This window comes from Candidatus Omnitrophota bacterium, assembly GCA_041648975.1.
In the GTDB taxonomy this organism is placed as follows: Bacteria; Omnitrophota; Gorgyraeia; order 2-01-FULL-45-10; family 2-01-FULL-45-10; genus JAQUSE01.
The window spans coordinates 40,364-67,176 of sequence record JBAZNZ010000006.1; the positions used below are offsets into that span (position 1 = coordinate 40,364).

35 protein-coding genes and 2 pseudogenes are annotated in these 26,813 nt (G+C 49.4%); all 37 read left to right on the forward strand.

Features of this window, described 5'->3' with window-relative positions:
• The 37 genes and pseudogenes from rpoC to WC592_02945 all read left to right on the forward strand — a co-directional run bounded on the left by rpoC (position 1) and on the right by WC592_02945 (position 26,813).
• On the forward strand, positions 1-4,053 hold the full coding sequence (rpoC, locus tag WC592_02765) for a DNA-directed RNA polymerase subunit beta' (protein ID MFA4981373.1): 4,053 nt from the start codon (positions 1-3) through the stop codon (positions 4,051-4,053).
• 5 nt (positions 4,054-4,058) lie between these two features.
• A complete protein-coding gene (rpsL, locus tag WC592_02770; GenBank protein ID MFA4981374.1) occupies positions 4,059-4,460 on the forward strand; it encodes a 30S ribosomal protein S12 in 402 nt (133 codons plus the stop codon).
• A gap of 18 nt (positions 4,461-4,478) precedes the next feature.
• Positions 4,479-4,946 (forward strand): 30S ribosomal protein S7, encoded by a 468-nt coding sequence (gene rpsG, locus WC592_02775; GenBank protein MFA4981375.1) that lies wholly within the window; start codon positions 4,479-4,481, stop codon positions 4,944-4,946.
• Between the two features lie 20 nt (positions 4,947-4,966).
• Positions 4,967-7,063: an elongation factor G gene (gene fusA, locus WC592_02780; protein MFA4981376.1), complete on the forward strand. Its 2,097-nt coding sequence runs from the start codon at positions 4,967-4,969 to the stop codon at positions 7,061-7,063.
• A 10-nt stretch (positions 7,064-7,073) separates the two neighbouring features.
• Positions 7,074-8,270 (forward strand): elongation factor Tu, encoded by a 1,197-nt coding sequence (tuf, locus tag WC592_02785; protein ID MFA4981377.1) that lies wholly within the window; start codon positions 7,074-7,076, stop codon positions 8,268-8,270.
• Between the two features lie 8 nt (positions 8,271-8,278).
• Positions 8,279-8,593 (forward strand): 30S ribosomal protein S10, encoded by a 315-nt coding sequence (rpsJ, locus tag WC592_02790; protein ID MFA4981378.1) that lies wholly within the window; start codon positions 8,279-8,281, stop codon positions 8,591-8,593.
• A 39-nt stretch (positions 8,594-8,632) separates the two neighbouring features.
• The gene (gene rplC / locus WC592_02795; protein ID MFA4981379.1) at positions 8,633-9,337 is read left to right on the forward strand and encodes a 50S ribosomal protein L3; all 705 of its coding nucleotides are present in this window, start codon (positions 8,633-8,635) and stop codon (positions 9,335-9,337) included.
• A 10-nt stretch (positions 9,338-9,347) separates the two neighbouring features.
• Positions 9,348-10,070: a 50S ribosomal protein L4 gene (gene rplD, locus WC592_02800; GenBank protein MFA4981380.1), complete on the forward strand. Its 723-nt coding sequence runs from the start codon at positions 9,348-9,350 to the stop codon at positions 10,068-10,070.
• On the forward strand, positions 10,070-10,348 hold the full coding sequence (gene rplW / locus WC592_02805; protein ID MFA4981381.1) for a 50S ribosomal protein L23: 279 nt from the start codon (positions 10,070-10,072) through the stop codon (positions 10,346-10,348). The genes rplD and rplW overlap by 1 nt, the downstream gene beginning before the upstream one ends.
• A gap of 105 nt (positions 10,349-10,453) precedes the next feature.
• Positions 10,454-11,272, forward strand: a complete 819-nt coding sequence (gene rplB / locus WC592_02810; GenBank protein ID MFA4981382.1) for a 50S ribosomal protein L2 — start codon at positions 10,454-10,456, stop codon at positions 11,270-11,272.
• 1 nt (position 11,273) lies between these two features.
• Positions 11,274-11,558, forward strand: a complete 285-nt coding sequence (gene rpsS, locus WC592_02815) for a 30S ribosomal protein S19 (protein MFA4981383.1) — start codon at positions 11,274-11,276, stop codon at positions 11,556-11,558.
• Positions 11,559-11,614: 56 nt separating this feature from the next.
• Positions 11,615-11,959, forward strand: a pseudogene (gene rplV / locus WC592_02820) (50S ribosomal protein L22).
• Positions 11,960-12,131: 172 nt separating this feature from the next.
• Positions 12,132-12,806, forward strand: a pseudogene (gene rpsC / locus WC592_02825) (30S ribosomal protein S3).
• Positions 12,807-12,824: 18 nt separating this feature from the next.
• Positions 12,825-13,244, forward strand: coding sequence for a 50S ribosomal protein L16 (rplP, locus tag WC592_02830; GenBank protein MFA4981384.1), 420 nt, complete (start codon positions 12,825-12,827; stop codon positions 13,242-13,244).
• Positions 13,244-13,444 (forward strand): 50S ribosomal protein L29, encoded by a 201-nt coding sequence (gene rpmC, locus WC592_02835; protein ID MFA4981385.1) that lies wholly within the window; start codon positions 13,244-13,246, stop codon positions 13,442-13,444. Before rplP ends, rpmC begins: the two co-directional genes overlap by 1 nt.
• Positions 13,431-13,721, forward strand: coding sequence for a 30S ribosomal protein S17 (gene rpsQ / locus WC592_02840; protein ID MFA4981386.1), 291 nt, complete (start codon positions 13,431-13,433; stop codon positions 13,719-13,721). The genes rpmC and rpsQ overlap by 14 nt, the downstream gene beginning before the upstream one ends.
• Positions 13,718-14,086: a 50S ribosomal protein L14 gene (gene rplN, locus WC592_02845; GenBank protein MFA4981387.1), complete on the forward strand. Its 369-nt coding sequence runs from the start codon at positions 13,718-13,720 to the stop codon at positions 14,084-14,086. Before rpsQ ends, rplN begins: the two co-directional genes overlap by 4 nt.
• On the forward strand, positions 14,083-14,394 hold the full coding sequence (rplX, locus tag WC592_02850) for a 50S ribosomal protein L24 (GenBank protein MFA4981388.1): 312 nt from the start codon (positions 14,083-14,085) through the stop codon (positions 14,392-14,394). The genes rplN and rplX overlap by 4 nt, the downstream gene beginning before the upstream one ends.
• Before the next feature lie 3 nt (positions 14,395-14,397).
• A complete protein-coding gene (gene rplE / locus WC592_02855; protein ID MFA4981389.1) occupies positions 14,398-14,997 on the forward strand; it encodes a 50S ribosomal protein L5 in 600 nt (199 codons plus the stop codon).
• A 36-nt stretch (positions 14,998-15,033) separates the two neighbouring features.
• Positions 15,034-15,219 (forward strand): type Z 30S ribosomal protein S14, encoded by a 186-nt coding sequence (locus tag WC592_02860; protein ID MFA4981390.1) that lies wholly within the window; start codon positions 15,034-15,036, stop codon positions 15,217-15,219.
• 165 nt (positions 15,220-15,384) lie between these two features.
• Entirely contained in the window at positions 15,385-15,783 is a 399-nt protein-coding gene (rpsH, locus tag WC592_02865; protein ID MFA4981391.1) for a 30S ribosomal protein S8, read from the forward strand.
• Between the two features lie 9 nt (positions 15,784-15,792).
• Complete coding sequence (rplF, locus tag WC592_02870) at positions 15,793-16,356, forward strand: 50S ribosomal protein L6 (protein ID MFA4981392.1); 564 nt, start codon at positions 15,793-15,795, stop codon at positions 16,354-16,356.
• Positions 16,357-16,359: 3 nt separating this feature from the next.
• Complete coding sequence (gene rplR / locus WC592_02875; GenBank protein MFA4981393.1) at positions 16,360-16,728, forward strand: 50S ribosomal protein L18; 369 nt, start codon at positions 16,360-16,362, stop codon at positions 16,726-16,728.
• A gap of 244 nt (positions 16,729-16,972) precedes the next feature.
• On the forward strand, positions 16,973-17,434 hold the full coding sequence (gene rpsE, locus WC592_02880; protein ID MFA4981394.1) for a 30S ribosomal protein S5: 462 nt from the start codon (positions 16,973-16,975) through the stop codon (positions 17,432-17,434).
• Positions 17,421-17,864: a 50S ribosomal protein L15 gene (gene rplO, locus WC592_02885; GenBank protein ID MFA4981395.1), complete on the forward strand. Its 444-nt coding sequence runs from the start codon at positions 17,421-17,423 to the stop codon at positions 17,862-17,864. The genes rpsE and rplO overlap by 14 nt, the downstream gene beginning before the upstream one ends.
• 30 nt (positions 17,865-17,894) lie before the next feature.
• Positions 17,895-19,247 carry a preprotein translocase subunit SecY gene (secY, locus tag WC592_02890; protein MFA4981396.1) on the forward strand — a complete coding sequence of 451 codons (1,353 nt, stop codon included), beginning with the start codon at positions 17,895-17,897 and terminating at the stop codon, positions 19,245-19,247.
• Positions 19,248-19,266: 19 nt separating this feature from the next.
• The gene (locus tag WC592_02895; GenBank protein MFA4981397.1) at positions 19,267-19,923 is read left to right on the forward strand and encodes an adenylate kinase; all 657 of its coding nucleotides are present in this window, start codon (positions 19,267-19,269) and stop codon (positions 19,921-19,923) included.
• Positions 19,920-20,663, forward strand: a complete 744-nt coding sequence (gene map, locus WC592_02900) for a type I methionyl aminopeptidase (GenBank protein MFA4981398.1) — start codon at positions 19,920-19,922, stop codon at positions 20,661-20,663. The genes WC592_02895 and map overlap by 4 nt, the downstream gene beginning before the upstream one ends.
• 50 nt (positions 20,664-20,713) lie before the next feature.
• Positions 20,714-20,935: a translation initiation factor IF-1 gene (gene infA / locus WC592_02905; GenBank protein ID MFA4981399.1), complete on the forward strand. Its 222-nt coding sequence runs from the start codon at positions 20,714-20,716 to the stop codon at positions 20,933-20,935.
• A 14-nt stretch (positions 20,936-20,949) separates the two neighbouring features.
• Positions 20,950-21,063, forward strand: coding sequence for a 50S ribosomal protein L36 (rpmJ, locus tag WC592_02910; GenBank protein ID MFA4981400.1), 114 nt, complete (start codon positions 20,950-20,952; stop codon positions 21,061-21,063).
• Between the two features lie 83 nt (positions 21,064-21,146).
• Positions 21,147-21,560 carry a 30S ribosomal protein S13 gene (gene rpsM / locus WC592_02915; protein ID MFA4981401.1) on the forward strand — a complete coding sequence of 138 codons (414 nt, stop codon included), beginning with the start codon at positions 21,147-21,149 and terminating at the stop codon, positions 21,558-21,560.
• A gap of 19 nt (positions 21,561-21,579) precedes the next feature.
• The gene (rpsK, locus tag WC592_02920; protein ID MFA4981402.1) at positions 21,580-21,936 is read left to right on the forward strand and encodes a 30S ribosomal protein S11; all 357 of its coding nucleotides are present in this window, start codon (positions 21,580-21,582) and stop codon (positions 21,934-21,936) included.
• Positions 21,936-22,562 carry a 30S ribosomal protein S4 gene (gene rpsD, locus WC592_02925; GenBank protein MFA4981403.1) on the forward strand — a complete coding sequence of 209 codons (627 nt, stop codon included), beginning with the start codon at positions 21,936-21,938 and terminating at the stop codon, positions 22,560-22,562. The genes rpsK and rpsD overlap by 1 nt, the downstream gene beginning before the upstream one ends.
• 24 nt (positions 22,563-22,586) lie before the next feature.
• Complete coding sequence (locus WC592_02930; GenBank protein MFA4981404.1) at positions 22,587-23,582, forward strand: DNA-directed RNA polymerase subunit alpha; 996 nt, start codon at positions 22,587-22,589, stop codon at positions 23,580-23,582.
• A gap of 1 nt (position 23,583) precedes the next feature.
• Positions 23,584-24,234: a 50S ribosomal protein L17 gene (gene rplQ / locus WC592_02935; protein ID MFA4981405.1), complete on the forward strand. Its 651-nt coding sequence runs from the start codon at positions 23,584-23,586 to the stop codon at positions 24,232-24,234.
• Between the two features lie 157 nt (positions 24,235-24,391).
• Positions 24,392-25,558: a pyridoxal phosphate-dependent aminotransferase gene (locus tag WC592_02940; protein MFA4981406.1), complete on the forward strand. Its 1,167-nt coding sequence runs from the start codon at positions 24,392-24,394 to the stop codon at positions 25,556-25,558.
• Complete coding sequence (locus WC592_02945) at positions 25,551-26,813, forward strand: 3-isopropylmalate dehydratase large subunit (protein MFA4981407.1); 1,263 nt, start codon at positions 25,551-25,553, stop codon at positions 26,811-26,813. The genes WC592_02940 and WC592_02945 overlap by 8 nt, the downstream gene beginning before the upstream one ends.

The window sequence follows — 26,813 nt, forward strand, 5'->3', positions numbered from 1 at the left end:
ATGGTCGAGGATATCGGTTATTTTAATGCAATAACCATAAAGATAGCGTCACCCCAGGTCGTGAAGTCATGGTCTAAAGGCGAAGTCAAGAAGCCGGAGACTATCAACTACAGGACGCTGAAGCCCGAGAAAGACGGACTCTTCTGCGAGAGGATATTCGGGCCTACCAAAGACTATGAATGCAATTGCGGGAAATATAAGCGCATAAAGCATAAGGGCATCATATGCGACAGGTGCGGGGTAGAGGTCACCCGCTCCAGCGTTCGCAGGGAGAGGATGGGCCATATAGAGCTCTCCTGTCCGGTGTCGCATGTTTGGTTCTTTAAGGTCATGCCGTCAAGGATCGGTATCATGCTGGGCATAACTTCCAGAGAGTTGGAGAAGGTGCTCTATTACGAAGAATACATAGTCATCGATCCGGGTGAGACATCGCTGAAGAAGATGGACCTGCTGTCCGAAGAGCGTTATAAAGAGTTCAGGGAAAAATTCGGCCAGAAATTTACGGCTAAGATGGGGGCTGAAGCTATAAGGGATCTGCTTAAAGACATCGACCTCGATAAGCTGGCCTCGAAGATAAAACGCGAGATCAAAGACTCCAAGTCCGATAACATCCAGAAGAAGAGCGTAAAGATCCTCAGATTCATAGAATTGTTCAAGAATTCAGGAAACAAGCCGGAATGGATGATATTCGACATATTACCGGTCATCCCTCCCGACCTAAGGCCTCTCGTGCCGCTTGACGGCGGGCGGTTCGCGACAAGCGACCTTAACGACCTCTATCGGCGTGTGATAAACAGGAACAACCGGTTGAAGAAGTTGATAGAACTGAAGGCGCCGGAGATCATCATAAGGAACGAAAAGCGCATGCTCCAGGAGGCTGTCGACGCCCTCTTCGATAACGGACGTCACGGAAAGGCCGTTCTGGGCCCCGGCAACAGGCCTTTGAAGTCGCTGAGCGATATGTTGAAGGGAAAACAGGGGCGTTTCAGGCAGAACCTGCTGGGTAAGAGGGTAGATTATTCCGGAAGAAGCGTTATAGTAGTCGGTCCTGAGCTGAAGCTCAAAGAATGCGGGTTGCCAAAAAAGATGGCTCTTGAACTCTTTGAGCCTTTTATTATAAAGAAACTGAAAGAAAAAGGGTTTGTCCATACGATAAAGAGCGCCAAAAAGATGGTCGAGAAGGCGAAGCTGGAGGTTTGGGACATTTTGGACGATGTTATAAAAGACCATCCCGTTATGTTAAACAGAGCCCCGACCCTGCACAGGCTGGGTATACAGGCGTTCCAGCCGATACTGATCGAGGGCAATGCCATTCGCATACATCCGCTCGTCTGTACAGCTTTCAACGCGGACTTTGACGGTGACCAGATGGCGGTGCACGTTCCTCTTTCTATCGAGGCGCAGACCGAGTGTAAACTGCTCATGATGGCCACAACAAATATATTTTCACCGGCAGACGGCAGGCCGATCACGAGCCCGACCCAGGATATTGTCCTCGGATGTTACTATATGACGAAGGAGAAGCCCGGCGCCAAGGGCGAAGGAAAGATCTTCAGCTCGTCCGAGGAAGTCGTTATCGCTCATAATGACGAAGAGGTCGATTTGCACGCGAAGATAAAGGTCGACATAGGCGGCAAGCTTATTGAAACAACGGTTGGCAGGGTCTTATTTAACCTTCTTCTGCCCGAAGGCATAGTCTATGTGAACGAGACTATGAGCAAATCCAAATTAAGCAAGACCATATATAGCTGCTACAAGACAAAGGGACATCAGGTGGTCATAAAGCTGCTCGATGATCTCAAGAGGGCTGGATTCGAAGAGGCGACGAAAGCGGGCCTATCGATATCCGTAAATGACCTGCAGATACCGAAGAAAAAAGACGAATATCTCCAGAAGACGATCACAGACGTCAACCACGTCGAAGAGCAGTATAAGAGAGGGCTCATAACAGACCGCGAGCGTTATAATAAGATCATAGACCTGTGGACACATGCGACCGACGACGTATCGGACCTCATATTCCAGGAACTCGATTCGTTCAATCCTATATTCATGATGGCGGATTCCGGCGCACGCGGTTCGAAGCTCCAGATCAGGCAGCTCGCCGGCATGAGAGGACTGATGGCAAAACCTTCCGGAGAGATTATAGAGACCCCTATCAAGGCTAACTTCAGGGAAGGGCTGACTGTGCTGGAGTATTTCATATCTACGCACGGCGCGAGAAAAGGTCTGGCAGATACTGCGTTGAAGACAGCTGATTCCGGATACCTTACTCGCAGGCTCGTCGATGTGGCGCAGGACGTCATAGTCAGCGAAGACGATTGCGGGACGTTGAACGGTATATTGATAAGCGCGATCATCGAAGGCGACGAGGTGGTCGTGAAGCTGGCCGAAAGGATAATAGGAAGGGTCGCGCTCGACAACATAGTCGACGTTATAACAGATACGGTACTTGTAGAAGCGGGCGCCGAGATTACCGAAGAGAAGGCAAAGCAGATCGAAGAGGTCGGCATAGAGAAGATCAGGATCAGGAGTGTTCTTACTTGTGAATCAAAGCACGGATGTTGCGTAAAATGTTACGGAAGAAATCTCGCAACGGGCAGGATCGTTGAACTCGGTGAGGCAGTCGGTATAGTTGCGGCACAGTCTATAGGTGAGCCCGGTACGCAGCTGACGATGAGAACATTCCATATAGGAGGAACCGCCTCGAGGATAGTGGAGCAGTCATTTACTGAATCGAAGTATAAAGGTATGATAAAATACCACAATTTGAGGGTCGTTGCAACCAAGAAAGAAGGCGAATTGGTCGTCCTGAACAGAAACGGCCAGGTGAGCATCAATGATCCGCAGGGACGCGAACTTGAACGATATACGATCCCCCAAGGGGCTATATTAAGGGTTGAAGACGGTAAGCCGGTAGAAGAAGGTTCGATATTCGTGAAATGGGATCCCTACACTGTACCCATCCTTACAGAAGTTTCCGGCAAGACAAAGTACGAGGACATCAAAGAAGGCGTTACCATGAAGGAAGAGCTCGACCCCGCGACGAAGTTGAAGAACCGCGTCATCGTCGAGCACAAAGGCGACTACCATCCTCAGATACTTATATTAAACAAGGACGGAGAGGTTCTCGCTATATACCCGATCCCTGCCGGCGCCCATATCGTAGTACATGATGGTAAAGGGGTTACTGCCGGAGAGGTTCTCGCTAAGACTCCCCGCGTCTTCGGTAAGACCAAAGATATAACCGGAGGTTTGCCAAGGGTCGCTGAGCTCTTTGAGGCAAGACGGCCTAAGGATCCCGCCATCATAAGCGAGATCGACGGTTTAGTAGAATTCGGCGAGTCGAAGAAAGGGCAGAAAAGGGTCATAATCACATCCCCGACAGGTATGAAGAAAGAATATGTCATTCCGCACGGAAAACACCTTAACGTGTATAAGGGCGATAAAGTCACAGCGGGCGAGCAATTGATAGACGGTCCCGTAGTCCTGCAGGACATCTTGAGGGTTTCCGGAGATAAAAAACTTCAGGAGTATCTGGTAAATGAAGTTCAGGAAGTTTACAGGTTGCAGGGCGTCAATATTAACGATAAGCATATCGAGGTCATAGTGCGGCAGATGCTGCGCAAGGTGAGAATAGAGAACCCGGGAGACACGACGTTCCTGATGGGGCAGCAGGTCGATAAGACCGTTTATATTGAAGAGAATAAGAGGGCGACCAAGAAGAAAGGTAAGGGGGCAAGTGCGGTGCCTGTGTTGTTGGGTATAACGAAGGCGTCGCTGAACACCGAGAGTTTTATCTCGGCCGCAAGCTTCCAGGAGACGACCAGGGTGCTGACCGAAGCTGCCGCAAGCGGCAAGACGGATAACCTGATCGGGCTGAAAGAGAATATCATCATGGGCCATCTGATACCGGCTGGAACTGGTTTTGATTTCCACAGGAACATATCGATAGTAAAGCATGTGCTGGACGACGCCAAGAAAGACAAAGAAGAGACTAAAGAAGATAAAAAGGGGAGCACAAAAGAAGATAAAGCAGGGGAGCAGGGATAATACAAATGCCGACGATAAACCAGCTTATAAGATTGGGAAGAGAAAAGTTCAAAAACAGGAGCAAGTCGCCCGCTCTCAAGGGCTGTCCGCAGAGAAGGGGCGTGTGCCTTCAGGTAAAGACGCAGACTCCCAAAAAGCCGAATTCAGCGCTGAGAAAAGTTGCCAGGGTAAGGCTGACGAATTCAATAGAAGTCACATCTTATATACCGGGAGTCGGCCATAACCTGCAGGAGCATTCCATAGTGTTGGTCAGAGGCGGCAGAGTAAAAGACCTTCCGGGTGTCAGGTACCACATCGTGAGAGGAGTGCTCGACACGGCAGGTGTGACCGACAGACGTAAATCGAGATCGAAATACGGAGCAAAAAAACCGAAAGATAAGGCAGCGCCAGGTAAAGCCGCAAAATAAAAAAGGTAAGGATAATCGATGAGAAGACGCAGAGCTGATAAGAGAGAGATCATACCGGATCCAAAATATAAGAACGCCACTGTGGCAAGATTTATCAATATAATGATGCTGCAGGGCAAGAAGTCTACCGCGGAAAAGATAGTTTACAAGTGTTTCGGCATATTAGGCGAGAAGACCGGTAAACCGCCTCTGGAGGTTTTTCTGAAAGCTCTCGATAACGTCAGGCCGTTATTGGAAATAAAGCCGAGAAGGATCGGAGGAGCAACATATCAGGTCCCTATCGATGTTAAGTCAGAAAGAGGTATTTCTATCGCGATGAGGTGGATACGGAACTTCGCGCGAGCGAAGAAGGGCAAGCCGATGGAGATAAAGCTTGCGGATGAGATGTTGGAGGCTTACAAAGGAGAAGGCTCTGCCATGAAGAAGCGGGAAGATACACATAAGATGGCTGAAGCGAATAAGGCCTTCGCTCATTACAGATGGTAAGCGAGGACGTTGATAAAAAAATGACTACAAAAGACACAAGATTATTTAATTTAAGGAACATAGGCATAATAGCGCATATCGACGCCGGCAAGACGACGACGACCGAACGCATGCTATTTTTTACCGGCAAGGTATATAAGATCGGCACTGTCGACGAGGGGACCGCAGTAATGGACTGGATGGTCCAGGAGCAGGAGCGCGGTATTACTATTACGAGCGCCGCAACCACCTGTTTTTGGAAAGACAAGAATATCAATATTATAGATACCCCCGGCCACGTCGACTTTACGGTAGAGGTCGAGAGATCCCTTAAGGTACTTGACGGCGCCGTTGTTGTTCTCTGCGCCGTTGGAGGCGTCCAGCCCCAATCCGAGACCGTATGGCGCCAGGCGGAGAAGTATAAAGTTCCAAGGATCGCTTTCATCAATAAGATGGACAGGACCGGCGCGAACTTCTTTAAGGTTCTTGATGATATGCGCGAGCGATTGGCGGCGAATCCCTTGCCGCTCCAGATACCTATAGGTGCGGAAGACAAGTACCAGGGGGTCATAGATCTTATAACGATGAAGGCTATAATCTACTTAGGCAGCGAAGGAAAATCCGGGTTTGAGGTTACCGACATACCCGAGGACTTGAAGAAATTGGCGAGCAAGTACAGGCATAATCTGATAGAGAAACTAGGCGAGGTAGACGAGACGGTCATGGACAGGTACATCAATGAAAAAGGACTCTACCCTCATGAAGTAAGGAATTTTATCAGGAAAGCTACATTAGCCGCAAAAATAATTCCCGTATTCTGCGGCGCTTCCGCGAAGAACAAAGGCATAGAGCCTTTATTGGACGGTATCTGCGATTTCCTGCCGTCGCCGCTCGACCTTCCTCCTGTCAAAGGGATCAACCCGGAGACGGAAGAAGAGGTGACGAGAGAGCCGTCTGAAAACGAGAAGTTCTGCGCGCTTGTATTCAAGATCAAGGCCGATCCGTTCGTCGGAAAACTGGCTTACGCGCGCGTTTATTCCGGGATACTCGATCCGGGGCAATATGTTTACAATTCCAAGAAAGATACAAAAGAACGCATCGGCAAGATATTGAAGATGCATGCAAATAAGCAGGAGATCGTCGATAAGGCGATGGCCGGCGATATCGTCGCGCTCGTCGGGTTGAAAAATACGACGACCGGCGACACCATCTGTTATGAAGACAACCCCATTGTCCTGGAGACGATGCATTTTCCGGAACCTGTCATATCTATGGCGATAGAGCCTAAGACAAAGGCAGACCAGGAAAGGTTGGGTTTGGCTATGAACAGGCTCGCGGAGGAAGACCCGACTTTTAAGGTAACCTACGCTAAAGAGACCGGGCAGACGATAATAAGCGGCATGGGCGAACTGCATCTGGAGATAATAGTCGATAGGATGTTCAGGGAATTTAATGTCGCGGCCAATGTGGACAAGCCTCAGGTAGCTTATAAAGAGACTCTGACCAGGCAGGTCAGGGCCGTAGGCAAGTTTATACAGCAGAGCGGGGGCAGGGGCCAATACGGGCATGTCGTGCTGGATGTAGCGCCGGCGCAGAAAGGCGCAGGCGTATTATTTGAGTCGAAGATCATAGGCGGCGCCATTCCCCGGGAGTATATCTCGTCCGTCAAAGAGGGCGTGATAGATGCCGCCCAGAACGGGCAGCTTGCCGGATATCCCGTGACTGATATCGACGTGAAACTGGTAGACGGTTCTTATCACGAAGTAGATTCATCCGACCTGGCGTTCCATATGGCGGGCTCGATCGCCGTGGGTGAGGCGCTCAGGACCGGGGGATCGATACTTCTTGAGCCTATCATGAACCTGGAAGTAATTACTCCGGACAATTATATGGGCGACGTTATCGGAGATCTCAGTTCGCGCAGGGTAAAAATAGAAGCCATTACGGACAGGTTGAATATTAAAGTCATACGAGGGTTCGCGCCGTTAAGCGAGATGTTCGGTTATGCGACTACCGTAAGAAGCCTTACGCAGGGACGCGCTTCTTACACCATGGAGCCTTCCTATTATCAGGAAGTGCCTAAAAATATATCGGAAAAAATAATAGAATTAAGCGGACGCGTTAAAGAAAGAAAATAAAGGAGAGTTTATGGCAAAGGAAGCGTTTGTAAGATCTAAGCCGCACGTGAACATCGGCACAATCGGCCATATCGATCACGGCAAGACTACTTTGACGGCAGCAATTTTAGCGACCCTTGCCAAAAAGGGCAAGGCGCAGGTTAAGTCCTACGCCGATATCGCCAAGGGCGGCACCGTCAGGGATGAAACCAAGACCGTTACTATCGCCGTAGCGCACGTTGAATACGAGACCGAGAAGAGGCATTACGCCCATATAGACTGCCCCGGACACGCCGATTACATCAAGAATATGATAACCGGAGCCGCGCAGATGGACGGAGCCATACTTGTGGTATCGGCAGTGGACGGCCCGATGCCCCAGACAAGAGAGCATATCCTCCTGGCCCGCCAGGTCAATGTCCCTTCAATAGTCGTATTCCTCAATAAAGTAGACCTTGTGGAAGACAAGGAACTCGTGGACCTGGTCGAGCTGGAAGTGAGGGAGCTTCTCACCAAGTACCAGTTCCCCGGAGACAAGACCCCCGTGATAAGGGGCAGCGCATTAAAAGCGATGTCGGCGCCCGATAACCCGGAATCCACAAAGAGCATATTCGAGCTCATGGAAGCATGCGATACGTTCATCCCCGAGCCCAAGAGGGACATAGATAAACCCTTCCTCATGCCCATAGAAGACGTCTTCTCGATAACAGGCCGCGGCACAGTAGGAACAGGCCGGGTCGAGAGAGGCCAGATAAAGGTGGGCGAGGAGATCGAGATAGTAGGCATACGCCCCACAAAGAAGTCCGTAGTCACGGGCGTTGAGATGTTCAGGAAGCTGCTCGATTCAGGACAAGCCGGAGACAACATCGGCGTCCTGTTAAGGGGTATCGAGAAGACAGACCTCGAGAGGGGGCAGGTCCTGGCAAAGCCGGGTTCCATCACCCCTCACACCAAGTTCAAGGCAGAGGTATATATATTGAGCAAAGAAGAAGGAGGCCGTCACACGCCCTTCTTTAACGGTTACCGCCCGCAGTTCTACTTCAGGACCACAGACGTCACGGGAGTAGTAACCCTCCCCAAAGAGGTCGAGATGGTCATGCCCGGCGATAACGTAAGCTTCGAAGTAGTTCTGATAACCCCGATAGCCATGGAAAAAGAGTTGAGGTTCGCCATACGTGAAGGCGGACATACTGTTGGCGCAGGGGTCGTAACCGAAGTCATAGAATAGAGAAGAATATGGCGCAACAAGAGATTCAAAAAATCAGGATAAAGTTACTTGCTTATGACAACAGGCTATTGGATCTGTCCGCGCAGGAGATAGTGGAGACGGCCAAACGCACCGGTGCCGGTGTTGCCGGACCGATACCTCTCCCGACCAGACGCGAGATATTTACGGTCTTGAGGTCGCCTCATGTGGACAAGAAGTCCAGGGACCAGTTCCAAATAAAGACACATAAGCGGATACTGGATATAATAAACCCGACGGCAAAGACTATCGATGCCTTGAAGAAGCTGGACTTACCGGCCGGCGTTTATGTGGAAATAAAATAGTTCATAGCTGATTGTTCGTAGTAGATAGAAGGGGAAGGCATGATAGGATTATTGGGTAAAAAAATAGGAATGACGAACATATTCGATGAAAGCGGCAGGAACATCCCCGTCACTCTCGTCGAAGCAGGACCATGTTATATCCTCCAGATCAAGACAATGGAGAACGACGGCTACAATGCCCTGCAGATAGGCTTCGGCGCGAAGCGAGAGAAACTTGTCAATAAACCCGATAAGGCAAGATTCAAAAAAGCCGGCGTTGACGCGGTCCGTTTCGTAAAGGAATTGAGGGTCAATGATGTCGCGCCTTATAAGCTAGGGCAGAAGATAGAAGTGGATGTATTTGCCAAAGGCGATTACGTTGATGTCGTCGGCACATCGATCGGTAAAGGATTCCAGGGCGGCGTTAGGAGATGGAATTGGAAGGGCGGTCCGGGCGGGCACGGTTCGATGTTCCACCGCGCCGTAGGCTCCATCCAGTCCGGCGCAAGACTTGGCAGAGTGACAAAAGGGCATCATTTGCCCGGGCATATGGGTGTTGACAGGATAACGATACAGAATCTGGAAGTCCTGGATGTTGATAAAGAGAATTCTCTTATAATTATCAGGGGCTCGGTTCCGGGGCATAAGAACAATTTTCTTGTGGTTAAGGAAGCCAGAAAGAGGCCAAAAGGATTCGTAAAGGCCAAAGCCGTACAGGTCTCATCTAAGAAGAGCGTTAAAGCCACGGTCGGCAAGAAAAAATAAAAGTGAGCATATGAAATCAAAGACAAGAGCACAGAGGACGAAGACAAGAGCAGATTTAAAAAAGCGGGTATCTACAGCTAAGAAAGCCGCTCCCGGCGAATTTAAAGGCTTCTCCATACCTATTTATAATGTCAAGGGTAAGGAAGTCGGGACGTTTGATTTTAATAAGAAGATATTCGACGGGGAGGTCAACAAGAAGATCCTCTACCAGGCTATCCTCATGTATAACTCGAATAAGCGCCAGGGAAATGCCGCGACTAAAACGAGAGGCGATGTATCGGGCGGTGGGAAGAAACCTTTTAGACAGAAGGGTACGGGAAGGGCTCGCGCAGGTTCTACGCGTTCACCTCTTTGGAGGCACGGCGGCACCGTATTCGGTCCGCACCCGAGAGATTTCCATTACAGCATACCGAAACAGATGAAACGGCTGGCATTCCTGTCGATCATAAATTCGAAGCTTAACGACAATAAGGTTATAGGCATAGACTCTTTAGTCCTGGAGGAAGCTAAGACTAAAAAATTCAAAGGCATAATGGATGCACTGAAGCTCCAAGGAAAGAGCCTGTTCATCCTGGACGCCGTAGACGAAAAGATAATGAGGGCGTCGAGGAATCTCCAGGAGGCCGATATAAAAAATTACAGGGATTTCAGTACGCTTGATGTGCTCAAATGCGACACCGTAGTCATGACTAAAACAGCTTTAGAAAAGCTGCCGGAAAGGTTTAAAAACTAATGAAGGCGCCTCAGGATATAGTAAAAGGGATGATAAGGACCGAAAAGGGTGCTATGCTTATGCCGCTCAATAAGTACCTTTTCTGGGTCGATAGTGACTCCAATAAGATAGAGATCAGGAGAGCGATTGAGGAAATGTATAAAGTCAAGGTCAGCGCCGTAAACACCATAACGATGCGCGGCAAGATGAAACGCGTCCGCTACAAGATGGGCAAGACACCTGATTGGAAGAAAGCTGTAGTCACATTAAAAGAAGGGAGCAAGATTGATGTTACGTAATGTTGCGTAAGGTTAGTGAATGTTGCGTAAGGTTACAAAGACTAAAATAACCTTACGTAACCTTAATTAACCTTCCTTAACTTTACATAACCTTGCTTTAATATTATGGGAATAAAAAAATTCAGACCGATGACACCGGGGTTAAGACATACGGCGATTTCCAATTTCGACGAGCTCACAAAGGGAAAACCGGAGAAGAACCTGCTCGTCGCGTTGAAGAAATCAGGGGGAAGGAATAACCGCGGCAGGATCACCTCGAGGCATCGCGGCGGCGGCCATAAGAGGATGGGGCGCATAGTTGATTTCAGGCGCGATAAGTTCGATGTGCCGGCCAAAGTCCTTGCGATAGAATATGACCCGAATAGGTCAGCGCGCCTCGCGCTTGTCCAGTATACTGACGGCGAGAAACGCTATATCATCGCCCCGGTAGGATTGAGCGTAAAAGACGAAGTAATATCAAGTAAGACCGCCGAAGTAAAAGTCGGCAATTCAATGCAATTGTCCAATATACCGGCGGGTATCCCTATCTATAATGTAGAGCTTAAAAAAGGTTCGGGTGGGTGCATCGCGAGGTCGGCAGGTAATTCATGCCTCATAATGGCCAAGGAAGGCGACTATGCGCATGTCAAACTCCCGAGCGGCGAGATAAGGCTCATTAGCGTCGAGTGCATGGCAACTATCGGGCAGGTGGCAAATATCGAGCACGAGACGATATCGATAGGCAAGGCCGGCAGATCCAGGTGGATGGGCAAAAGGCCGTATTCCAGAGGAGTCGCGAAGAATCCCCACGACCATCCGATGGGCGGCGGCGAGGGTAAGGCAACAGGCGGATTGCCAAGATCCCCGTGGGGCCAGTACGCAAGGGGATTGAAGACGAGAAAGACTAAGCATTCGGATAAATTCATAGTGAAACGGAGAAAATAGAATGTCGAGATCGACCAAAAAAGGCCCGTTTATTGATGAAAAGCTTTTGATCAAGGTGCAGAAGGTAATTAAGTCCGGCGATAAGAAGCCTATAAAGACATGGTCCCGCAGGTCAACTATAACTCCGGAATTCGTAGGGATCACACTGTCTGTCTACAATGGCAAGAAGTTCCTGCCGGTGTATGTCACGGAGAATATGGTTGGACATAAGTTAGGCGAATTTGCTCCTACCCGGGTATTTAAGAAACATGGAGCGGCCACAGAGATATCGATGGAGAAAACGTAATTTGTTAGTTGTAAGTTATAAGTGGTAAGTTGTAAGTAAAAAAGGAAGCAAAGATAATGGTGACAAAAGCAGTAGCTAGATATATAAGGATAAGTCCGAGGAAGTTCAGGCTCATAATCCCTCTTGTAAAAGGGAAGAATCCCGAGGCGGCGATAGCGATACTGATGAACGTAAAGAAGGGCGCGTGCGTTTACGCTATCGAATTGCTCAAATCCGCTATTGCTAACGCAAAACGGAAACAGGGTGTTGACGTCTCAAACCTCTATATATCCAGGTTCTTTGCCGACTGCGGCCCTACGCTGAAACGGTTCAGGGCGGCCTCTATGGGCAGGGCGAGCACTATAAGAAAGAGGACTTCGCATATTACGGTAGAGTTGGACGAGTTTACAAACAAGAAAGAAAATAAGCGCGTCGAAGCGGCGCATGCCGGAACCAGGGCCCATAAAGAAGACGCTCAATACGCCGTTAAAGCAAAAGAGAAAGATAAGGCTAAGGATGCGGCAGCGCACGCAAAGCCGCATAAAGCCAGAGAGACTAAAAAGGCCGAATCGGGCAAAAAAGGTAAGGAGTAAGATGGGACAAAAGGTTCATCCATACGGGTTCAGGGTAGGGTACATATACGACTGGAAATCTCGGTGGTAGTCGACAAGGCAGGAATTCGCTAAGCTCCTGATAGAAGATGTTAAAATACGGAAATACATAAAGAAGGTATTGTCCGCCGCCGCCGTTTCCAAGATAGAGATCGAAAGGGCGAGCGATAAGATAAGGATCATGATATTTTCGGCCAGGCCGGGCATAATAATCGGCAGGCGCGGATCCGAGATAGAGAAATTGAAAGAGACGCTCCATTCGATAGCCGGCAGAGAGGTCCTGATAGATATTAAAGACATCAAGAACCCTAATGTAGACGCCCAGCTTGTGTCGGAGAACATAGCGTTCCAGATAGAGAAGCGCATACCGCACAAACGCGCCATGAAGAAATCCATACAGAATGCGCTTGATAGCGGAGCTAAAGGCGTCAAGATCCTGTGCTCCGGGAGGCTCGGCGGCGCCGAGATCGCGCGCAGAGAGAGTTATCGCGTCGGATCAATACCCGCGCAGACGCTGAGAGCGGATGTGGATTACGGATTTTCCGAGGCTGTAACTACCTACGGGTTGATCGGCGTTAAGGTATGGATATATAAAGGCGACAGGGTGCTTGATAAGAAGGTTGAAGATACGACAGTAGAAGAGAAGAAACAGCTATAACATAGCGCGAGGGATTTCATGGGTTTAATGCCAAAGAGAGTAAAATTCAGGAAGAGCCAGAGGGGCAGGCGCTTTGGAACATCATGGAGGGGCGCAACCCTCTCTTTCGGCGAATTCGGTCTGAAGGCCCTAGAAAATGCCTATTTTTCCGACAGGCAGATAGAAGCGGCAAGGGTCGCGTTCATGAGGAGCCTCAAGGGCGGCGGAAAGATATGGATCAGGGTATTCCCGGATAAATCCATAACGAAGAAACCGGCGGAGACCAGGATGGGTAAAGGTAAAGGCATCCCGGACCACTGGGTAGCCGTCATAAAGAAAGGCAAGATACTGTTCGAGATGGACGGCGTGCCGCTTGAGATAGCTAAAGAATCTATGCGTGTAGCGGCGCATAAGATACCTTTCCGGACAAAGTTTATCACGAGAGGGATTGCGCACTAATGATAAAGACCAATGAAATACGGAACATGACCGTAGAAGAAATAGGGCACAAGCTTGAGGCTCTGAAGAAGGACCTTTACAACGCACGGACCGAGGCTGAGGCAGGCAGGATCGAGAAACCTCACAGGATAGCGGAAGCGCGGAAGGATATTGCAAGATGTGAGACGGTGTTAAGGGAGAAAATAAATGCAAAGCAATGATAGGGGCATGCGTAAAACACGCGTAGGTGTGGTTATAAGCGATAAGATGGATAAGACCGTTACGGTGCAAGTGGCAAGAGTGGTACGCCATCCGGTCTATAACAAGATGGTCAGGACCGCTACTAAATTCAAGGCACATGACGAAAAGGATGAAGCGAAGATGGGCGATACGGTCAGGATAGAAGAGACCAGGCCCATGTCAAAAACGAAACGGTGGAGATTGGTGGAGATAATTAAGATTGCCAACCCCGTAGAAAAAGAACAGGTAACGACATGATCAGGATGAGAAGCATACTTGATGTAGCTGATAACACGGGCGCCAGGAAGGCGTCTATGATAGGTGTGATCGGCAGGGGGAACCGGAAATACGCCGACGTAGGTGATATTATTACATGCAACATTAAGGAGGCCTCACCCGACGCGATCGTCAAGGACCATGAGGTCGTTAAGGGCGTCATCGTAAGAAGCGCTTTTCCCATTACCAGGCCGGACGGAAGCCGTTTGAGGTTTGACCGGAATGCCGTTGTAATCATCGACCTTCAGATGAACCCGAGAGGGACGAGGATATTCGGCCCCGTGGCAAGAGAGCTGCGCGACAAGAACTTTATGAAGATAATCTCCCTGGCGCCGGAGGTACTGTGAATAAGATTAAAAAGAATGATATAGTTTTTGTGCTTTCCGGCAGGTCGCGCGGAAAGACGGGAAAGGTTTTCAGGATATTCCCGAAAAAGGAGCGCGCGCTCGTCGAAGGCGTCAATTACGTGAAGAAGCATGTGAGGAAGACGAAGAACGACCAGCAGGGCGGCGTAGCTCAAAAAGAGAGTCCTATACAGATATCGAATCTGGCGCTATTTTGTAAGACCTGCAATAAGTCCGCCCACGTCGGCGTCAGCGTGCTTGCCGACGGCACCAGAGCCAGGTTCTGCAAGCGCTGCAAAGAGGTAATATAATATATGATAACACCAAGACTTTTGGAAAGATTCAGAAAAGAGATTGCTTCGGAAATGACCAAGATCTTCGGCTATAAGAATTTGCTGGAGGTACCACGGTTGACAAAGATCGTCGTGAACATCGGCCTTGGCGAGGCGACTCAGGACATCAAATTACTTGAAAGCGCCCAGTCTGAAATAGCTATGATCACCGGGCAGAAACCTGTGGTGACCAAAGCCAAAAAGGCTATAGCCAATTTTAAGATACGTAAGGGTTCGCCGATAGGATGCAAGGTAACGCTCAGGCGCGCCAGGATGTATGAATTTCTCGACAGACTCATATCTGTTTCAATACCCCGGATCAGGGATTTCAGGGGGCTGTCTACCGAATCGTTTGATGAGGGCGGTAATTATTCGTTTGGATTGAATGAACAGCTGATATTTCCCGAGATCGACGCGGATAAGGTCATGAAAGCGCATGGCATGGATATAACTATATGTACTACCGCAAAGACAAAAAAAGAGGCGTTTGAACTTTTGAGGCTGGTCGGGATGCCGTTTATCCGTCCCATCGAAGGAAAAGCGCCTGCAGCAGAGCAGGCCCGCCTGCCCGGCAAAAACTAACTCAGGCGGGCAGGTTAAAAAATAGGAAGTGATGATATGGCAAAGACGTCGTTAATAGTCAAGTCGCAGAGGACACCCAAGTTCAAGGTCAGAAAGTATCATAGGTGCCTTATCTGTGGAAGGCCGCGCGGTTTCATAGGCAGGTTCCAGATCTGCAGGCTGTGTTTCAGGGAACTTGCTTCGCGAGGCGAAATACCCGGCGTTGTAAAAGCAAGCTGGTAATTGAGGTAAACAACTTTGTGTAATGTTATATGTGGAATGTGTAAAGTAGGTTTAATGGTTAATTGTGTAATGAAAGAGAATTTTCCATTACACATAGCTTCATTACACCGGCATTACACATTACACTTTGCACATTACGCAAACATTTAGGAAGCGAGCAGCAATATGTCAGTGACAGACCCGATATCAGATATGCTTACAATCATAAGGAACGGAAGTTCCTCCAAGAAAGAGGTCGTAGAGGTAAAGAACTCGATCTTTTCCGAAGAAATATTGAAGATACTGAAGAGAGAAGGATTTATAGCAAATTATAAGCTTATCAAGGACAATAAGCAGGGGCTGCTGAGGGTATATCTCAGGTACTCTAAAGACGGAGTACCGGCCTTGATGGGTATAAAGCGTATCTCTAAGCCCGGCCTAAGGATATATAAGAAGACCGACGCGCTACCTAAAGTATACAGCGGATTGGGCGTTGCGATAATTTCCACATCCAACGGGCTGATGACCGATACGGCTGCGCGTGAAAAGAAGGTGGGTGGAGAAGTAGTCTGCTACGCCTGGTAAGGACTGAATATGTCAAGAATCGGTAAAAAACCATTGAGTCTGCCTAGCGGCGTAAAAGCCTCGATCTCAGGCAGCGCCATTACAATCGAAGGGCCGAAAGGCAAACTGACCTATAAGGCAGATCCTCGTTTCAAGATCGAGATAAAGGAAAAGCTGGTCTCTGTCGCAAGGCCGTCGGACGAAAAGCAGGATAAGTCGACGCACGGCCTGATAAGGAGCCTTCTGAACAATATGATAATCGGCGTAACCGAAGGTTATAGGAAGGACCTGGAAATAACGGGCGTGGGTTTCAAAGCCGGCGTCCAGGGGAAGGTATTGAATATACAGCTCAGCTTTACGCATCCTATAAATTACAATATACCTGAAGGCATAACGATCGAGACGCCGAAGCCGAACCAGATCGTCATAAAAGGGATCGACAAAGCGAAGGTAGGGGAAGTCGCTGCCGAGATCAGGGATTATTACAGGCCGGAACCTTATAAAGGGAAAGGCATAAAATACGTCGGAGAACATGTCAGGCGCAAAGCCGGTAAGGCTGTCGCAGGCGCAGGCGCCGGCGGAGCGGGCGGATAACATATGAAGAGATGGATAAAGATCACAGGTTTGGAGAGAAGGCATAAGATAATCCGGAAGAAGATATCGGGAACGGCTCAAAAGCCGAGGCTGAGCGTCTACCGCAGTTTGAATAACCTCTACGCGCAGCTTGTCGATGATGTCACGGGGAAGACGCTGGTTTCTTTGTCGACCAACTCGCCGGATCTTAAAGACAAGGTAAAGAAGGACGCCGGGAATGTAAAAGGGGCAGGTATGTTAGGGGTAGCCCTGGCAGAGAAGTGCAAATCTAAAGGGATCACGGATATAGTGTTCGACAGGTCGGGATATCTTTATCACGGCCGCGTAAAAGCCCTGGCGGATGCCGCCAGAAAAGGCGGATTGAAATTCTAGAAAGGGATTTAAATTGGCAAAACCTGACAATAGCGAAAATAACGGGAAGACCGAAGTGAATGGACCTAAAGCCCAGCCTGCCGGAGTTGAAAAACCTGAACAGGCTCCCGATAAGGTTGTAGAGAAGAAAGAAGCCGCTGCGGCTCCTCAGCCGCCAGCCGCGAGACAGGATAGGTCAAGGAAGGGCGGCAGAGGCGGTTTTGGCGGAAAGCGCCAGTCGCGCGCCGCTTCGGAAGAAGGGCTTATCGAGAAAGTAGTTCTTATAAAGAGAGTCGCTAAGGTCGTCAAGGGCGGCCGAAGGTTCTCATTTAACGCGTTGGTGGTGGCTGGCGACGGTAAAGGCACTGTCGGGCTCGGTTTCGGCAAGGGCAACGAAGTCGCCGACGCTATACGAAAAGGCCTGACGGACGCTAAGAAAAATTTCTTTAAATTAACTCTCAGCGGAACGACAATACCTCATGAGGTAATAGGACATTATAAAGCGGCGCGTGTTTTACTGAAGCCTGCTGTCGAAGGAACGGGGGTTATTGCCGGCGGCGCCATACGGGCTATTTGCGAAGCAGGCGGCATAAAAGATATATTGACCAAAAGCCTCGGTTCCGATGCGGCACTGAATGTCTTAAAAGCAGGCATCGAGGGCTTAAAACAGCTTAGGCGGCAGAGAGAATTCGCTCCGCAAGGGGAAGTGAAAAGTGAAAATAACTGAGATCGGCGCGCCGTACGGCGCCAATAGGAAGACGAAGCGTCGCGGCAGGGGATCGGGTTCCGGTCATGGCAAGAACGCGTGCCGGGGCCGCAAAGGCGCATTGAAGAGATCAGGCAGGACTACGCGTCCGGGATTTGAAGGCGGACAGATGCCCCTTATCCGGCGCATACCCAAGAGAGGTTTTAATTCACTATTCAGAGATGCTTATCAGGTGGTCAATGTCGAGTCGCTTAACAGGTTCGAGAAGAATACGATTGTCGGGCCTGCCGAATTAAAAAAGGCCGGCCTTATAGGCAGCGAGAAGGATCGCATTAAGGTGCTGGGAAGCGGGAAATTGACCAAGGTTTTGACCATAAAGGCGCATAAGTTTTCTGAAAGCGCGAAGAAACAGTTAGAGGCGGCCGGAGCGAATGTCGAGTACCTGAAATAATACTTCGTTTAATATATTACTGGCGGACATATGCTAGAAGCGTTTGCAAATATCGTTAAGATCCCTGACCTGCGGAAGAAGATATTCTTCACGCTCGCAATGATCGCCATATACCGCGTAGGAACATACATACCGACGCCGGGCATCGACGGCACGGCTCTCGCTCAGTTTTTTGCTAACCTCGCGCAACAACAGGGCGGGGCGCTCTTTGGCATAATGAACATGTTTTCCGGAGGCGCCATATCGCGTTTGACGATATTTGCTCTCGGTATCATGCCTTATATATCATCGTCTATCATACTGCAGCTGTTGACGGCCGTAATACCGGCCCTGGAGAAATTGGCCAAGGAAGGCGAATCCGGGCACAAGAAGATAGTCCAATATACAAGATACGGTACGATTGCGCTGGCAGTGATACAGTCGTTCTTTATAGCCTTATGGCTTGAAAACCCGGCGAGATTCCAGGGACTGCAGATAGTCCAGTTCCCCGGATGGCCGTTCAGGATACTGACCGTTATTACGCTTACCAGCGGTACCGCGTTCATCATGTGGCTGGGCGAGCAGATACAGGAGAACGGTATCGGTAACGGGATGAGCCTCCTTATAACGGCGGGTATAGTGTCGAGGATACCAACTGCGTTGTATCAGTTATGGGCCCTGTTTTCTCCCTTTGCGCCGGAAAAAGCTCAGCTCGACCCGTTCACGCTCATACTCATGGTGGTGATGTTGGTATTCGTTGTGGTGGCCGTAATAGTTGTAACTCAAGGGCAGAGAAAGATCCCCGTGCAGTATGCTAAACGCGTCGTCGGCAGGAAGGTCTACGGCGGCCAGGCGACGTTCTTGCCTCTCAGAGTAAATCAGGCGGGAGTTATTCCTATTATATTCGCGCAAAGCATCATATTGTTCCCGGCTACGATTGCCGGCTTTATACCGAGCCGCGGCTTTCAGAAATTCGCGGAGGTACTGACTAGAGGTGAAATATTATATAATTCCATATACGCACTTTTGATAGTGTTTTTTGCATATTTTTATACCGCCATTACGTTCAATCCGATAGACATTTCGGACAACATGAAAAAATACGGCGGATTTGTTCCGGGGATAAGGCCCGGCAGGCAGACGGCAGAATACCTGGATTTTATAATGACGAGGATCACTTTTCCCGGCGCGATATTTCTGGCATTGATTGCTGTATTTCCGAGCATTATTTCCAGCTGGCTGAAGATACCGTATCTCGTAGCAAGTTTCTTCGGCGGCACGGGCTTGCTGATCATAGTCGGAGTCATGCTCGATACTATGAAGCAGATTGAGTCGCATCTCTTGATGCGGCATTACGAAGGTTTCATGAAACGCGGCAAATTAAAGGCCAGGATATCATCGTAGGGCCTATAGGGGAAGAAAAGTGAAATTGGTTTTGTTAGGGCCTCCGGGCGCCGGCAAGGGAACTCAAAGCGCTGTCCTTGCCAAAGAGTATAAGATACCGCATATCTCGACGGGCGATATCTTGAGAGCGGCGGTGAAGAGCGGCTCGCCCATGGGCATGAAGGCCAAGGCCTTCATGGATAAAGGCGAACTTGTCCCGGATGAGGTAGTGACCGGCATCGTTGTAGAGAGGCTGAAGCAGTCCGATACGAAAAAGGGCTATATACTCGACGGGTTCCCGAGGACGCTTAAGCAGGCTAATGATCTCGACGAAGCTTTAAAGTTGATGGGCGAAAGCCTCGACCTGGTGATATATTTTGATACGACGGCTAAGGTGGCAATCGAAAGGCTTTCCGGGAGGCGTGTTTGTAAAAAATGCGGTTTTAATTATCACGTGAAAAATATTCCGCCGAAGAAAGAAGGCGTCTGCGATAAATGCGGAGGCGAACTTTTTCAGCGTCCCGACGATAAAGAAGCTACGGTGCTGAACAGATTGAAGGTCTATGAGGAGCAGACGAAACCGCTCATTGATTATTACGCGAATAGAGGTAATTTGAAAAAGGTGTCGGGGGACCTCGGAGTGGATAAGCTGTTCAAGGTCCTTTCCGCGATGTTCCAGGACGCCGGAGTTGTATGATCGTCCTTAGAAGCGGCGACGAGATAGCGAAGATAAGGACAGCGGGGAAGATAATAGCGTCAACGTTTAAAAAGCTAAAAGGGTTCGTTAAGCCGGGTATTACGACGCAAGAGCTCGACGTTATAGCGCGGGAAGAAATACTTAGGCTGGACGGTTATCCGGCTTTTAAAGGTTATAAAGGATATCCCGGAAACATCTGCACCTCGATCAATGAAGCTGTGGTCCACGGGATACCGTCTAACAGGTCACTGAAAAGCGGCGATATAATCTCATTAGACGTTGGCGTCAAGTTTGGTGATTATTTTGCCGATGCCGCTATAACGGTCGGCGTAGGCAGGATCGATGATGCGGCAACCAGGCTCATCGAGGTGACGGAACGGGCTCTTTACAAAGGTATCGATAATGCGCTGGCGGGAAACAGGTTGTCTGGGGTATCCTGCGCCGTGCAGGAATTCGTCGAGTCGAACGGTTTTAGCGTAGTGAGGGCGTTTGTCGGGCACGGTATAGGAACGAAGATCCACGAAGAGCCTGAGATACCGAATTTCGGCAGGCGTGGAATAGGGCCCAAGCTCGAAACCGGAATGGTGCTGGCTATCGAACCTATGGTAAACACAGGGACGCACGAGGTCGAAATTCTTGAAGACGGATGGACGGCAGTTACAAAGGATCGAAAGCTGTCGGCTCATTTTGAACATACCATAGCTGTCACGGACGGTGAAGCGCAGATATTAACCAGATAGAGCAGTGAATATTTACTGGTACCAAAATATAGTCGAGACCGGAGTTTTATATGTGCCCGAAAGAAGAACCGATCACCGTAGAAGGAAAAATTCTGGAGACGTTGCCGAACGCCATGTTCAGGGTGGAGTTGGCAAACGGACACAGAGTGCTTGGGCACGTTTCAGGCAAGATGCGGATGAATTTTATAAGGATACTGCCGGGGGATACTGTTACGATCGAGTTGTCGCCGTATGACCTTACAAGAGGCAGGATAATCAGAAGGGAAAAATAGGGGCAAGCAATAATATGAAAGTACGTTCAAGTATAAAAAAAATATGCCCGAAATGTAAGGTCGTCCGCAGGAAAGGGACTCTTATGATAATCTGCGCGGAGCCTAAACACAAGCAGAGGCAAGGGTAAAGGGAGGTCCCTCGCGCCTTTAAGAAAGCGACAGGCGCTCGGGACAAATTGCTGGACGAAACTGAAGCAATCTGGAGGACAAAGTGCCGAGAATAGTTGGTGTTGACATTCCTAAGGAAAAAAGGGTCGAGATGGCATTAGGCTATATTTACGGTATAGGAAGAAGCCTCTCGAACAAGATCTTGAAGATCGCGAATATAAGCCCCGACAAGAGGGCCAAGGACCTGACCGAAGAAGAGATCGCGCGGCTATCGACCATAATTCAGAAGGACTATAAGGTCGAGGGCGACCTCAGGAGAGATATATCGGCCAACATAAAGAGACTTATAGATATAGGTACATACAGAGGGCTGAGGCACAGGAGAGGGTTGCCTGTCAGGGGACAGAGAACCAGGACTAACGCCAGGACGCGCAAAGGTCCAAGAAAGACCGTCGGCGTCACAAGGCAAAAAGCAGAAAGGGCGGTTACTAAAGACAGTGGAACAGAAAAAAAGTAAGCCAAAAAAAAGTAAAAAGATGGTGAAGGCTCCGTCCAGCGGCATAGCGCACATACTCGCTACTTTCAACAATACGATAGTGACTATCGCCGATAAGGAAGGAAATACCGTGGCCTGGGCGTCAACCGGGAGCGCGGGTTTCAAGGGATCAAAGAAATCGACGCCGTTTGCCGCGGGCATAGCCGCTGAAAGCGCGTCAAAGAAAGCGTTGGAGCGCGGCGTTAAAGAGGTCGAGGTGTACGTGAAAGGCCCGGGCGCCGGCAGGGAGTCGGCAATAAGGTCTGTCCAGGCGGCAGGTCTTACTATAAGAAGCATCAGAGACGTCACCCCTATACCGCATAACGGCTGCCGGCCTCAGAAACGAAGGAGAGTGTAATGGCAAGAAATACTGGTCCATCATGCAGGCTTTGCAGGAGAGAGGGTGTCAAGCTCTTTCTGAAGGGCTCGAGGTGTGTGAGCGACAAATGCGCCATAACGAGCAGGAACTCTGCCCCAGGCCAGCATGGTCAGATGCGCAAGAAGGAATCGAACTACGGCGTTCAGCTTAGAGAGAAACAAAAGGTCAAGCGGATATACGGGGTCCTGGAAAAACAATTCAGGCACTATTTCAGTATAGCTGAGCAGGCGAAAGGCGTAACAGGTATCACGCTATTGCAGCTTCTGGAACGGAGGCTCGATAATGTCATATTCAGGATGAATTTCGCAAGCTCAAGGTCGGCAGCCAGACAGATCGTACAGCACGGGCATGTTTATGTCAATAATAAAAGGGTCGATATCCCGGCTTTTACCGTAAGGTTAGGCCAGGAGGTCTCGATAAAGGTAAAGGAACCCGTGCAGAAGAGACTGGCTGAGACAGCGGAAGCTCTTAAGGACAGGGCGATCCCGAAATGGCTGGAGGTCGATACGAAGAATTTTAAATCTAAAGTAGTTGCCATACCTACAAAAGAAGACGTCGGTTTTCCAATACAGGAACAGCTGATAGTAGAATTGTATTCTAAATAAGGCTATACGCGGAGGAGAAATCACATGGGTATAAGTATGAAGAATTTCGAGATGCCGAAGAAGCTCGTACTCGATGATGCGAGCTATACCCCCACATACGGCAAGTTCATGGCGGAACCGTTTGAGAGGGGATACGGCGTTACTGTGGGAAATTCGCTGAGGCGCGTCCTTATCTCGTCGATAGAGGGGACGTCCGTCACGTCTATCAAGATAGCGGGTGTCCAGCATGAGTTCTCCGCGATACCGGGCGTGGTGGAGGATGTGCCGCAGATAATACTCAATATTAAGAAGCTCGTGCTGAAATCACATTTCAAGATCCCTAAGCCGATGTTCATAGAAGTAGATAAAAAGGGCGATGTGACCGCTAAAGACATACAGACCGACGAGACGGTGGAGATAGTTAATCCCGATCTGCATATAGCTACATTGACAAAAAACGTGAAGTTTCATGTCGAGATGAATGTCGCCCGCGGGAGAGGATATGTCCCGGCCGAGAGGAATAAGAAGGAAGACCAGCCCATAGGCGTCATTGCGATAGATTCTATATATACGCCTGTGAAGAAAGTTAATTTCTTTGTCGAAAATACGAGGGTCGGTCAGATAACGGATTATGATAAGCTGATACTTGAAATATGGACCAACGGGTCCATTGAGCCCAAAGACGCGCTTCTGTACGCGTCGAACATACTCCAAAGGCATCTTGATATATTTGTCGGATTTGGAAAACTTCCGGAAGAGGAGGAAGTGCCCGAAGAGACCGAAGAGAAGAAGATGATGAGGGAGAAGCTGAAGGTCCCTATCTCCGAGCTCGAATTGTCCGTGCGCAGTTCCAACTGTCTTAGAGAGGCCAGGATCAAGACAATCGGGGATCTTGTGAGGAGATCGGAACTCGAGATGCTTAAATACAGGAATTTCGGCAAGAAGTCGCTTGCCGAGATAAATAAGATATTGGGAGAGATGGGGCTGTCGCTGGGCATGAAGCTCGACGGAGAAAAGAAGAAGAAAGAAGAGTCCGAGTAATATGAGACACAGAAAAAAACATTCAAAGTTAAGCATGATGACGAGCCGCAGGACTATGACGATGCGGAATATGGTCAGGGGCCTGTTCAAGCATCAAAAGATAGTGACCATCCTCGCGCGCGCCAAGGAGGCCCGCAGGCTCGCCGAAAAGCTCATTACGATCGCTAAGAATGATACTGTAGTCGCCAGGCGAAGGGCCTATGCCGAACTCGGCGACAGGGACATGGTTGCGCGCCTGTTCAAGGAGATCGCGCCGCTTTTTAAGAACAGGCAGAGCGGCTATACCAGGATTATTCCTCTGGGGTTCAGGCGGGGTGACGGCGCTACTTTGGCTATCCTGGAATTGACCGAAAAGAAGATTGTGGAGAAGCTGCCAAAGAAGAAAACAGATAAGGCCAAGCTCCCCGACGAAAAAAGCGGCGCGCAATCCGTAAAGCCGGGTAAGCCGGAAGAGTCAAAGAAGCCGAAGGAAGAGCAGAAAAAAGAGGCGCACAAAGAAGAGCCGAAGATAAAGTCGGTGCCCAAGTCCAAGCCTAGCCTTGAAGAAGAGAAGAGGCATGAGAAGGCAAAGAGCGAAGATAGAAAGGCTGCCGGCCAGCGCGGTTTCATGAAGAATCTCCGCGGTTTATTCCGTAAGCGGGGAGACAGGTAGCGATACTGATAGATCATAGCCAGCCCCCTGATCTGGTTAAGCCAGACCAGGGGGCTTTTTATGCGTTTGCGGCTACAAGAGTTTACAAAATTTACGCTTGCGATTTGCTCTATTTATTATATAATATATAATATAATATTGCTAAATAGGAAGAATTATGAGGCTTGCCAAAAGAGTGTCGGATATCGCAGGATCGGTCACGCTTGAAATAGCCGCTAAGGCCAAAAAGATGGTTTTCGAGGGTGCCGATGTAGTAAGCTTGTCGGCGGGCGAACCGGATTTCGACACGCCTTTGCACATTAAAGAAGCGGCAAAGCAGGCTATCGATAAAGGTTTTACCAAATATACCCCATCAAGCGGTACGCTTGAGTTAAGGGAGGCCATATCGCGCAAGTTCAAAGCCGATAATTCGCTCGATTACAGTCCTTCGCAGATAGTCGTTTCGAACGGCGCGAAACATTCTCTCAATAACGTTATCCAGGTTTTATGCGAGGAAGGCGACGAAGTCATAATACCGTCGCCTTACTGGTTGAGTTATCCCCCGATGGTCAAGATGGCCGCAGCCCGTCCTGTATACTTAGAAACGGACAGGGCCGCCTGTTTTAAGGTGACCGAGAGGTCGCTTACGTCCAGGCTTACGAAGAATACCAGGTGCCTTATATTGAACAGCCCCTCCAATCCGACCGGCTCGGTTTACAACGCGGAAGAGCTGAAGATGATAGCCCGGCTTGCTGTCAAACACAATTTTTTTGTACTAAGCGACGAGATATACGAGAAACTTATCTACGATAATAAAAAATGCGTATCTATAGCGTCTTTGGATAAAGATATCTATGGACTCGCTATAACGGTTAACGGATTATCGAAGAGCTATTCCATGACAGGATGGCGGATAGGATATGCGGCAGGACCTTTAGATGTAATGAAGGCTGTGGCCAATCTCCAGAGCCACGCGGCTTCGAACCCTGTTTCCATAAGCCAGAAAGCGGCGCTTGAGGCATTGACCGGCAGCCAGGAATGCGTGGAAGAGATGAGGGTCGAATTTCAGAAGCGGCGCGATTATATGGTAGCCCGCATAAATAGCATGAAAGGGATATCCTGCGATAAACCTGAAGGCGCTTTCTATCTCTTTTGCGACATATCCAAGCTTAAGATAGGATCGATAGACGCTTCAAAACGTCTCCTTGACGAGGCTAAAGTAGCTGTGGTGCCGGGCGGACCGTTCGGGGCAGATCATTTCGTACGGTTAAGCTTCGCGACCGGCATGGAGAAGATAAAAAAAGGATTGGACAGGATAGAGGGATGGGTGGATAAAAATGGGTAAAACTATTGCGGAAAAGATATTATCTCATCACTCAGGCAAGGACCTGAAAGCCGGCGATATCGCGATATGCGACGTAGATTTCTGCTTCGGACAGGACGGCACAAGTTCCATAATAATCGACAGTTTTACAAGGCTGGGCGTGAAGAAGGTCTTCGATAAGGCAAAATTTTGCATTGTAATAGACCACAGCGCGCCGAGCCCTAACCTGGGAGTTTCGGAGATACACCGGAAGATCAGGAAATTCTCCAAGACATTTGACGTCGGCTTATACGATGTAGGGTGCGGCGTATGCCACCAGCTCGTTCCGCAAAAGGGCCATGTAACGTGCGGCGGCCTCGTCCTTGGCGCCGACTCGCATACATGCACATACGGCGCCATAAATGTATTTTCTACCGGTGTGGGATCTACCGACGTCGCGATAACGCTTGCAAGCGGGAAGAACTGGTTCAGGGTGCCGGAGACGATAAAGGTTATAGTCTCGGGGAAGCTGCCGAAAGGCGTCTATTCAAAAGATATAATACTGCATATAATAAAAGATATCGGCGCGAACGGCGCAACATATAAATCGGTGGAGTTCTCCGGCAGCGCCATATCGGACCTTAGCGTCGACGCCCGGTTCACCATATCGAACATGGCAGTGGAGATGGGCGCCAAGGCCGGATTGATGGAAGCCGACGAAAAGGTGCTGAAGTGGCTGTCGGAGCGCTCTGATAAGGAGCCTAAGCCTGTAAAACCGGATCCGGACGCCAGGTATTGCGCGATAAAGAAGTACGATGTTTCCAAAATTGCTCCAAAAGTCGCTAAGCCGCACGCCGTTGATAACGTCTCAGACGCGGCTGAGCTTGCCGGAGTGAAGATAGACCAGGCATATGTCGGGACTTGCACTAACGGAAGATTGGAAGATCTCGAGATCGCCGCGAAGATATTGAAGGGCAGGTCCATTCACCCCGACGTTAAATTTATAATTGCTCCCGCTTCAAGAGAGATATATTTGCAGGCCATAAAGAAAGGGCTTGTGGAGATATTCGTAAAGTCCGGTTGCACGGTCGTCGGGCCGGGCTGCGGACCGTGCGTCGGCACCCATAACGGCGTCCTGGCTGACGGAGAGGTCGCGATATCGACTGCTAACAGGAATTTCAAGGGCAGGATGGGTAATCCCAATTCATTCATATATCTGGCGAGCCCGGCTACTGTGGCCGCTTCTGCATTGACTGGGACCATCTCGGACCCGCGAGAACAGAAAAAGAGGCTTTGA